The sequence below is a fragment of the Delftia sp. WSY_12 genome (assembly GCF_043104645.1).
Lineage (GTDB): Bacteria > Pseudomonadota > Gammaproteobacteria > Burkholderiales > Burkholderiaceae_C > Comamonas > Comamonas tsuruhatensis.
On record NZ_JBICKW010000038.1, the window covers coordinates 115,487 to 125,172 of the forward strand.

Below are 9,686 nucleotides of genomic sequence, written 5' to 3' on the forward strand. Positions count from 1 at the left end.
CAAACGCATGGTAATCATGCACCAGAATGGGCACAATTGGTGGAAATCGAATGAATACTGGACATCTCTGCAAGAATACTAGACGCATATGGACACGATGACGCCTGCACCACTGCCGCTATATCAGCGCCCTGGCTTTTTGCTGCGGCGCGCCCACCAGATTTCGGTCGGCATTTTTGAAGAGCAATGCCGCCCCCTGGGACTGACGCCGCCCCAGTACGGCGCCCTGGTGCTGATCGACGCCTCCCCCGGCTCCGACCAAAGCTCCCTGGCGCGCGCCATGGGCTTCGACAAGGTGACCACGCTGCGCCTGGTGCGCGGGCTGGAAGAGCGCGAGTACGTGCACCGCGCGCTGAGCACGCGTGACCGCCGCCAGCACCAGCTCACGCTCACCGAAAAGGGCCGGGCCCTGCTGGCCGCCAGCGTGCCGCTGGTGGACCAGGCCTATCACCGCCTGGTCTCTCCGCTGGAAGACGAGGAACTGCAGGAGCTTTTGCGCCTGCTGACCAAGCTGGAGTCCGGCCTGGGCGCCAGCGCCCGCGTGAAGCTGGAGCCGCTGCACAAGCCCGCCGCCCGCGCCGTACACCACTCCAGCCCCGCTGCAGACGACCGCCTGCCGGCCACCGGTACGGACTGAGCCTTCAAGCCCTGAACCCGCATGGCCTGCGAACACCGCAGGCCATGTTTTTTGGCGTGGCCGAGTTGGCCTGCCGATGTGCAAAAACGCACATGCATACTGCAAACATCTCCATTGCTTGCGAAAAACCGCACAGCTACCATGCAATGAACGCCCGGCGCACGGCATGCCGGGCCGACACCGCCGCAACAGGAGACAAGCCATGAATGCATCCACGTCCGCCAAGGTTTTGGCGCCCACGGTCAAGCTGCTGATCAACGGCAAGCTGGTCGAATCCCAAAGCACCCAATGGCGCGATGTGGTCAACCCGGCCACGCAGGAAGTGCTGGCCCGCGTGCCCTTTGCCACGCCCGACGAGGTCAACGCCGCCGTCGCCAACGCCAAGGAAGCCTTCAAGACCTGGCGCAAGACCCCCATCGGCCAGCGCGCCCGCATCTTCCTGAAGCTGCAGCAGCTGATCCGCGAGAACATGAAGGAGCTGGCCGCGCTGCTGACCGCCGAACAGGGCAAGACCCTGCCTGACGCGGAAGGCGATGTCTTCCGCGGCCTGGAAGTGGTGGAGCATGCGGCCAACATCGGCTCGCTGCAGCTGGGCGAGCTGGCCAACAACGTGGCCAACGGCGTGGACACCTATTCCGTGCTGCAGCCCCTGGGCGTGTGCGCGGGCATCACCCCCTTCAACTTCCCGGCCATGATTCCGCTGTGGATGTTCCCCATGGCCATTGCCACGGGCAACACCTTCGTGCTCAAGCCCTCCGAGCAGGACCCCATGGTCACCATGCGCCTGTGCGAGCTGGCCCTGGAAGCCGGCATTCCGCCCGGCGTGCTCAACGTGGTGCACGGCGGCGAGGACGTGGTCAACGCCATTTGCGACCACCCCGACATCAAGGCCATCAGCTTCGTGGGCTCCACCAAGGTCGGCACCCATGTCTACAACCGCGCCAGCCTGGCCGGCAAGCGCGTGCAATGCATGATGGGCGCCAAGAACCACGCCATCGTCATGCCTGACGCCAACAAGGAGCAAACGCTCAACGCCCTGCTGGGCGCAGCCTTCGGCGCGGCAGGCCAGCGCTGCATGGCGCTGTCGGTGGCCGTGCTGGTGGGCGATGCGCAGAAGTGGATTCCCGAGCTGGTGGAAAAGTCCAAGACCCTCAAGGTCAGCGGCGGCACCGAGCCCGGCACCGACGTGGGCCCGCTGGTGTCCTGCGCGGCGCTGTCGCGTGTGGAAAGCCTGATCGAACGCGGCCTGGCCGACGGCGCCAAGCTGGAACTGGACGGCCGCAAGCCCCAGGTGGCCGGCTACGACAAGGGCAACTTCGTCGGCCCCACCGTGTTCAGCGGCGTCAAGCCCGGCATGAGCGTGTATGACCAGGAAATCTTCGGCCCCGTGCTGTGCCTGGCGGCTGCCGACAGCCTGGACGAGGCCATCGAGTTCATCAACGCCAACCCCAACGGCAACGGCACGGCCATCTTCACGCAATCGGGCGCCGCGGCGCGCAAGTTCCAGGAAGACATCGACGTGGGCCAGGTCGGCATCAACGTGCCGATTCCCGTGCCGGTTCCGCTGTTCTCCTTCACGGGCAGCCGCGCCTCCAAGCTGGGCGACCTGGGCCCCTACGGCAAGCAGGTCGTGCTGTTCTACACGCAGACCAAGACCGTCACGGCGCGCTGGTTCGACGACAGCACCACCAGCCAGGGCGTGAACACCACCATCAGCCTGCGCTGATGCATGGGTGGGCGGGCCTGGATTGATCCGGGGCAGGCCCTGGCTCTGGGATGATGGCGGCATGCGTTTTCCAATGACCGCCTCCCTCTCCCGGGGCCTGGGTGCCGCCTTGCTGACCGCCCTGGCCACCCTGCCCCTGACCCTTCACGCGCAGGCCGGTGCAGCCTGCGACCCGGCCTCCACCGCCGCCGCCAGCCGCAATGCCTGCGCGGTCCAGGCCTTCCAGGAGGCCGACACCGCGCTCAACATCCGCTACCTGGACGTCATGCAGCAACTGCCCCAGGGCAAGCGCACGGGCCTGCGCCACGACCAGAACGGCTGGATCAAGGGCCGCACGGCACGCTGCAAGGCCGCCACGCGCGACAGCGAAACCCAGCCCGAAGGCCCGCGCCTGTACCACGACTGCCTCACGGCCGCGACACAGGAGCGCATGCAGGCGCTGGAGCGCTGGCTGCAGCACTGACCGCCGCAGCACCCACAGCCATCGAAAGCCCCCCCAGAACAACAAGGGCCCCAGAGCCCAACGCAGGAGACAAGCCAGCCATGGACTTCGAACTCAACGACGACCAGCGCGCCTTTGCCGAATCGGCCCGCGCCTTTGCCCAGGCCGAACTCGCGCCCCATGCCGCGCACTGGGACCGTGAATCCATCTTCCCGCGCGAGGCCATCGCCAAGGCGGGCGAACTGGGCTTTTGCGGCCTGTACGCGCCCGAGAACGCAGGCGGCCTGCAACTGCCGCGCCTGGATGCCACCATGGTCTTCGAGGAACTGGCCGCCGTCGATCCCTCCACCACCGCCTTCATCACCATCCACAACATGGCCACCTGGATGCTGGGCACCTGGGCCACCGACGCCGTGCGCGCCGAATGGGGCGAGGCCCTGACCAGCGGCCGCAAGCTGGCCAGCTACTGCCTGACCGAGCCCGGCGCGGGCTCGGACGCCGGCTCGCTCAAGACCCGGGCCGAACTGGCGGGCCATGAATACATCATCAACGGCGCCAAGGCCTTCATCAGCGGCGCGGGCAGCACCGACATGCTGGTGCTGATGGCCAGAACGGGCGACGCAGGCTCGGGCGCCAGCGGCATCTCCGCCTTTGCCGTGCCCGCCGACCTGCCCGGCATCAGCTACGGCAAGAAGGAAGAAAAAATGGGCTGGAACAGCCAGCCCACGCGCGTCATCAGCTTCGACAACGTGCGCATTCCCGCCCAGAACCTGCTGGGCCGCGAGGGCGAAGGCTTCAAGATCGCCATGAAGGGCCTGGACGGCGGGCGCATCAACATCGCCACCTGCTCCGTGGGCGCCGCCCAGGGCGCGCTCACCCAGGCCCAGCAGTACATGCACGAGCGCAAGCAGTTCGGCAAGCCGATTGCCAGCTTCCAGGCCCTGCAGTTCAAGCTGGCCGACATGGCCACCGAACTCGTGGCCGCGCGCCAGATGGTGCGCCTGGCCGCCTCCAAGCTCGATGCCGGCGCGCGCGACGCTTCCACCTACTGCGCCATGGCCAAGCGCTTTGCCACCGATGCCGGCTTCATGGTCTGCAACGAAGCCCTGCAACTGCACGGCGGCTACGGCTACATCCGCGAATACCCGCTGGAGCGCCTCATGCGCGATGCCCGAGTGCACCAGATCCTCGAAGGCACGAACGAAATCATGCGCGTCATCATCGCGCGGCGCATGCTGGAAGGCGATGCGCCGGACATGATCCGCTGACTCATCCACATCCAGCCCGCGCCATGCCCGCCCGCCCGCTCTCCGACACCACGCTGCACCTCATAGACGCCGTGCGCGAAGCCCTGGCCGGCTGCGACGACGTGCAGGAAAAGCGCATGTTCGGCTGCCATGTCTTCATGGTCAACGGCAAGCTGTGCCTGGGCGTGGAAGACGACGAACTGCTGGTGCGCCTGCCGCCCTCGCAGCACGCGGCCGTGGCCGAGACGCCGGGCCTGCGCCCGCTCTCATCCAAGGGCCAGATGGACGGCTACTTCTTCATCGGCCCCGCCGCCTACGCCACGCGCCAGCAGTGGCAGTACTGGATTGCCCAGGCCCTGGCCTTCAACCCCCACGCCAAGGCCACGCCCCCGAAAAAGCGCAAGGCCCAGGCCAGCGAACCCGCGCCCGCCGAAGCAAAGACACCGCCGGCGCTCCCCGCCCCGGCCGGGCGCCGCACACGCAAGCACCCCATCTTCGGCGACGAATAAGCCCCCTTTGCAGGAGAGCCCCATGCCCATCCGCATCGTCCAGCTAGGCACCCCCCGCCACGCCGATGAAGGCCTGCGCATAGGCACCGTGCGCCGCCCGCCGCGCGGCGTGCCCAAGGCCGAATTCGCCAGCCGCGACTACTACGACGTCTGGTACCCCGAACTCTCGCCCCAGCCCGACACCATGCACACCGCGCTCGAATCGCACCGGCTGCAGGACCACGGCCAGCAGGCCGAGGCCGACAAGCTCTGGCAGCAATTCGTGCGCAAATTCCGCAAGGAAATGGCCGAACCCGCCGCCAGCCGCACCCTGGACCTGCTGGCCGCCCTCTCGCAGCACAGCGCCTTCGCCATCGACTGCTACTGCGAGCAGGAGGCGCGCTGCCACCGCGGCATCCTGCGCTCCCTGCTCAAGGAACGCGGCGCCGACATTGCGAACGGTGACAAGGACACCGGCGACATGGACCCCGGCGAAAACTACACCGACGACACGGTCCACTGAGACACACCACAAGCTTCACAACACAGGAGACAAGCACATGCAGATCGCATTCATCGGACTCGGCAACATGGGCGGCCCCATGGCCATCAACCTGCACAAGGCCGGCCACACGGTCAAGGCCTTCGACCTCTCCAAAGACGCCTGCGCCAAAGTCGCTGCAGAGGGCGTGAGCATTGCCGCCAGCGCCGAAGACGCCGTGCAGGGCGCAGAAGCCGTGGTCTCCATGCTGCCCGCCAGCCAGCATGTGGAAGGCCTCTTCCTCGGCCGTGACGGCGCGGCCGGCCTGCTGCAGCGCATTGCCAAGGGCGCGCTCATCATCGACAGCTCCACCATCGCCGCCGCCACCAGCCAAAAGGTCGCCAAGGCCGCCGAAGCCGCAGGCATTGCCTTCATCGACGCCCCCGTCTCCGGCGGCACGGGCGGCGCCATTGCTGGCACCCTCACCTTCATGGTCGGCGGCAGCGACGCCGACCTGGAGCGCGCCCGCCCCCTGCTCGAAAAAATGGGCGCCAACATCTTCCACGCCGGCGCCGTGGGCGCGGGCCAGACCGCCAAGATCTGCAACAACATGCTGCTGGGCATCCTCATGATCGGCACCAGCGAAGCCATCGCCCTGGGCGTGGCCAACGGCCTGGACCCCAAGGTCCTCAGCGAAATCATGCGCCGCAGCTCGGGCGGCAACTGGGCCCTGGAAAAATACAACCCCTTCCCCGGCGTCCACGAAAACGCCCCCGCCTCCAAGAACTACGCAGGCGGCTTCGGCACCGACCTCATGCTCAAGGACCTGGGCCTGGCCCAGGAAAACGCCATGGCAGTCAAGGCCTCCACGCCCCTGGGCGGCATGGCCCGCGCCATGTACGCCATGCACTCCATCGCCGGCAACGGCGCCCTGGACTTCTCCAGCGTCATCCGCTCCCTGCAAAAGAACGGCTGACGCCCCCGGCCCCGCCCCATCTCCCCGCCCCCAATCCCGTATGCCCGCGCCTGCGTCGGGCCGCCTGCGGGGTTGCAGTCCTGCCGCAGGACAGGACTGCCTCGTCAACTGACTCGCCGTGATGTTTGAGTGAAGCGCGCAGCGCGCAACGAGTTTCACGGCGAACCCCGCAGGCGGCCTGACGCAGGTTGCCCCGCAGCGCAGCGAAGGGGTCGCGGGCATTCGGGTCGCCTTCTTTGATCTGACCTTTCTTGGCGAATCAAGAAAGGGCAGTCGGCTGCCGGGCCGAAACCCGGCCTCGAAAAACAACCACCCGGCAGGGCCAAAAACCAGAAACCCCGGTCAATCCAACCGGGGTTTTCTCTCTCGGCCACCCCCAACAGCCCTGCGTAAGCTGCCACGGCTACCCTGAATCGCCAGAGCGTCATCCATCACAACGAACACAAGCAACCATGACCACTACACCCCCCACCTTCTCCCCCATGCCCACAGCAGAAGGCTACTTCGGCCCCTACGGCGGCCAGTTGGTCCCGCCCCACCTCAAGCAGGCCATGGACGACATCAACACCGCCTACGCCGAAATCACCAAACGCCAAGACTTCCAGCAGGAACTGGCCCAGCTCTTCGCCGACTACGTGGGCCGCCCCAGCCCCATCTTCCACGCGCGGCGCCTGTCGGAGCAGCTCGGCGGCGCACAGATCCACCTCAAGCGCGAAGACCTCAACCACACCGGCGCCCACAAGATCAACCACTGCCTGGGCGAGGCCCTGCTGGCCAAGTTCATGGGCAAGAAGAAGGTCATCGCAGAAACCGGCGCCGGCCAGCACGGCGTGGCCCTGGCCACGGCCTGCGCGCTGGTGGGCATTCCCTGCGAGATCCACATGGGCCAGGTGGACATCGAGAAGGAACACCCCAACGTCACCAAGATGCGCATCCTGGGCTGCAAGCTCGTGCCCGTCACGCGCGGCGCGGCCACGCTCAAGGAGGCCGTGGACAGCGCCTTCGAGGAATACCTCACCAACCCCACGGACTACATCTACGCCATCGGCTCCGTGGTCGGCCCCCACCCGTTCCCGATGATGGTGCGCGACTTCCAGAGCATCATTGGCCGCGAGGCGCGCGAGCAGTTTCAGGCCAAACACGGCAAGCTGCCCGACCATGTGGCAGCCTGCGTGGGCGGCGGCTCCAACGCCATGGGCATCTTCACGGCCTTCCTGGGCGATGCCTCGGTCAAGCTCGTCGGAGTGGAGCCCTCGGGCGAAGGCACGGACAAGCCCGGCCGCCACGCGGCCACCCTCAGCATGGGCAAGCCCGGCGAAATCCACGGCATGAAGTGCTACGTGCTGGAAAACGCAGACGGCACGCCGGCTGCCGTGCACAGCATTGCCTCGGGCCTGGACTATCCGGGCGTGGGCCCGCAGCACAGCTACCTCAAGGACCTGGGCCGCGTGCAGTACGAATCCGTCACCGACAAGGAATGCCTGGACGCCTTCATGCAGCTGTCGCGCGTGGAAGGCATCATCCCCGCGCTGGAAAGCGCCCACGCCGTGGCCTGGGCCATGCGCGTGGCGCCCGGCCTGCCCAAGGACCAGCACATCCTCATCAACCTCTCGGGCCGGGGCGACAAGGACGCCGACTACGTGGCCAAGGTGCTGGGCCTCTGAACGCAGAGCTTGCGCTGGATCAAACCGCAGCACGCCGGAGGGGGCAAAGGGCGCCCTCTCCGACAACCGCTCTCCGGGACGGTGGAGACAATGGCCCCGACCGTTGTCTTGTCCAACCCCATTCCCGGAAGGAGCCACACCCATGAAGCCTGCCCCGTTCGCACGCACTGCCGCCCTCTCCATCGCCCTGGCCCTGACCTGCGCCACCGCCGCCCTGCCCGCCGCCGCCAAGTCGGTGGCCGAATGGCAGACCATCACCAGCCAGGCCAAGATCCCGCTGGAGCAGGCCATCACCCGCGCCACCCAGGCCGTGCCCGGCAAGGCCATCGAAGCCCAGCTGGACGACGGCGACGGCATGGGCCCGCGCTACGAAATCGAAGTCATTACCCCGGCCGGCGACAGCGTGGAAGTCTGGGTCAACGCCATCACCGGCCAGGCCTCCCAGCACAAGAACGACGGCGCCGCCAAGCGCAAGGACCGCCAGCGCCTGGAAAAGGCCAAATCCACCATTGAGCAGGCCATACAGGCCGCCACCCGCCACACCCCCGGCACGCCCGTCAGCGCGGAACTGGACTCCCACTGGGGCCAGACCAGCTACCAGGTCGAAGTGCTGCAGGCCAACGGCACGCTCATGGAAGTCAAGATCGACGCCGTGGGCGGCGAAGTCATCCGGGCCAAGAAGGACTGACCCACAGCCCCAACCCGGCAGCGCGCTTCAGCATGGGGCGCGCTTTTTTTTGCGCACTTTTTTGCCTCGCTCCCGCCATATCCGCAGGCCATCCGCGCCTGCCGCACTCTTCAGGCCAACGCCACCGACACGCCCTCATCCGCAAACCGCTTCGCCGCCCTGAGCAGATAGCTCACGGCATAAAGAATGGGGTCGTCGGCCTCATCGCCATTGAGATGCTCCACCACCTCAATGGCATAGCCCAGGTTCACCGCCGTGTCGTGCAGCAGGCCCACCAACTCCTTGTCCTCAGGCTCCAGCGACTGCGCCTGGTCGGCCTTCACGTAATAGATGCGCAGCAGATCGCGGCACACGCAATTGATGGCCGTGACCTTGTGGCGAGCGTGCAGGTCCAGCACATCCAGCGCAGCGCCCATGTGCAGGACGGCGTCTATGGCGAGGTCTTCGAGTTTGGGTGGGGGTGTGGTGGCGGGAGTGGGCTGGGGCATTGGAGTCCTGTCGAGAGGGTCCCGGTCCCAGAGCCACCGCACGCAGTGGAAGCGAGAGAACCGGACAGTAAAGCTTCCGGCTTTACCAAGTCTCTGTCTGCCACCTGTAGTTGGAATTTTGTAAAGAGGCAGGGAAGACAGAAGCTGATACGAGGCCAAGCCTTCGGTCTGCCTTCAAGCAGTGCAAGATGTTGGGGGTTGCGCCGGGGGATGTGGTTGGTGAGGTAAATAGGCGATTAGAAAGAAGTGAAATCGGTATCTAGTGAAGGATTGTTGCCGGCCACGAACGGACTACGAGGCGACGAAGAAACTGCTTGTTCAACGTGCAACGACCGGAGAGGGGCGTTTCATCCGCCAAGCGGGCTTCCCTCGGTTTGGTCATGTAGTGCTCACCGTAGAGCACTCGTTCGACCACGGCCTTTCGTTCCGGTGGGAAGTCTCGCAAGAACAGATACCTGAGATGTTCCGAAGGGCCGTCTGCAGGGGTGTGAGCCGCCTGTTCGAGCCCGGGGCAAAGTTTGGCCAATACCAGCCCGATGGCATCTTGGTTCGCGTGGTTGGCGGCACATCTCATGAAACCGACTCCAACGAAGGGAGCTTCGAGGTTGCTGCCATGCAGGCCTTTGTGATGGCTGTGGCGGATGACGAGACCGCCGGACATCTGAGTAGTTCGAGCGCCTGAGGTGTGTGACACAGTTCGGCCAAGAGCAGTCACTGGCAAGCGTCAGTGTCGGCATGAACAGCCCGCGTAGCGGATCACTTACCTTATGCTCAAAAATTGGCAGCGATTTTTAACAATCCGCATACAGAACATTTGGCGACAAAGAGTGGCTAACACCACCGATCCAC

At 65.9% G+C, this 9,686-nt stretch carries 11 protein-coding genes; 10 read left to right on the forward strand and 1 reads right to left on the reverse strand.

Annotated elements, in window-relative coordinates:
• Positions 1-88 precede the first annotated feature (88 nt).
• The 9 genes from ACF8LI_RS22400 to ACF8LI_RS22440 all read left to right on the forward strand — a co-directional run bounded on the left by ACF8LI_RS22400 (position 89) and on the right by ACF8LI_RS22440 (position 8,349).
• Positions 89-637 (forward strand): MarR family winged helix-turn-helix transcriptional regulator, encoded by a 549-nt coding sequence (locus tag ACF8LI_RS22400; RefSeq protein WP_016453474.1) that lies wholly within the window; start codon positions 89-91, stop codon positions 635-637.
• A gap of 202 nt (positions 638-839) precedes the next feature.
• The gene (locus ACF8LI_RS22405; protein ID WP_012205523.1) at positions 840-2,363 is read left to right on the forward strand and encodes a CoA-acylating methylmalonate-semialdehyde dehydrogenase; all 1,524 of its coding nucleotides are present in this window, start codon (positions 840-842) and stop codon (positions 2,361-2,363) included.
• A 61-nt stretch (positions 2,364-2,424) separates the two neighbouring features.
• On the forward strand, positions 2,425-2,826 hold the full coding sequence (locus ACF8LI_RS22410; protein ID WP_392414153.1) for a lysozyme inhibitor LprI family protein: 402 nt from the start codon (positions 2,425-2,427) through the stop codon (positions 2,824-2,826).
• Positions 2,827-2,906: 80 nt separating this feature from the next.
• Complete coding sequence (locus ACF8LI_RS22415; RefSeq protein ID WP_016446004.1) at positions 2,907-4,073, forward strand: acyl-CoA dehydrogenase family protein; 1,167 nt, start codon at positions 2,907-2,909, stop codon at positions 4,071-4,073.
• Positions 4,074-4,096: 23 nt separating this feature from the next.
• Positions 4,097-4,561, forward strand: a complete 465-nt coding sequence (locus ACF8LI_RS22420) for a TfoX/Sxy family protein (protein ID WP_392414154.1) — start codon at positions 4,097-4,099, stop codon at positions 4,559-4,561.
• Between the two features lie 22 nt (positions 4,562-4,583).
• A complete protein-coding gene (locus ACF8LI_RS22425; RefSeq protein WP_392414155.1) occupies positions 4,584-5,063 on the forward strand; it encodes a DUF488 domain-containing protein in 480 nt (159 codons plus the stop codon).
• Positions 5,064-5,100: 37 nt separating this feature from the next.
• Positions 5,101-5,997: a 3-hydroxyisobutyrate dehydrogenase gene (gene mmsB, locus ACF8LI_RS22430; RefSeq protein WP_016446001.1), complete on the forward strand. Its 897-nt coding sequence runs from the start codon at positions 5,101-5,103 to the stop codon at positions 5,995-5,997.
• A 452-nt stretch (positions 5,998-6,449) separates the two neighbouring features.
• The gene (gene trpB, locus ACF8LI_RS22435; protein WP_047327801.1) at positions 6,450-7,661 is read left to right on the forward strand and encodes a tryptophan synthase subunit beta; all 1,212 of its coding nucleotides are present in this window, start codon (positions 6,450-6,452) and stop codon (positions 7,659-7,661) included.
• A 142-nt stretch (positions 7,662-7,803) separates the two neighbouring features.
• Positions 7,804-8,349, forward strand: a complete 546-nt coding sequence (locus ACF8LI_RS22440) for a PepSY domain-containing protein (RefSeq protein ID WP_392414156.1) — start codon at positions 7,804-7,806, stop codon at positions 8,347-8,349.
• Between the two features lie 110 nt (positions 8,350-8,459).
• On the opposite strand, the gene ACF8LI_RS22445 is transcribed toward ACF8LI_RS22440, so the two are convergent.
• Positions 8,460-8,837: a hypothetical protein gene (locus ACF8LI_RS22445; protein ID WP_392414157.1), complete on the reverse strand. Its 378-nt coding sequence runs from the start codon at positions 8,835-8,837 to the stop codon at positions 8,460-8,462.
• Between the two features lie 262 nt (positions 8,838-9,099).
• On the opposite strand from ACF8LI_RS22445, the gene ACF8LI_RS22450 reads away from it, so the two are divergent.
• Entirely contained in the window at positions 9,100-9,519 is a 420-nt protein-coding gene (locus tag ACF8LI_RS22450) for a hypothetical protein (RefSeq protein ID WP_392414158.1), read from the forward strand.
• Positions 9,520-9,686 lie beyond the last annotated feature (167 nt).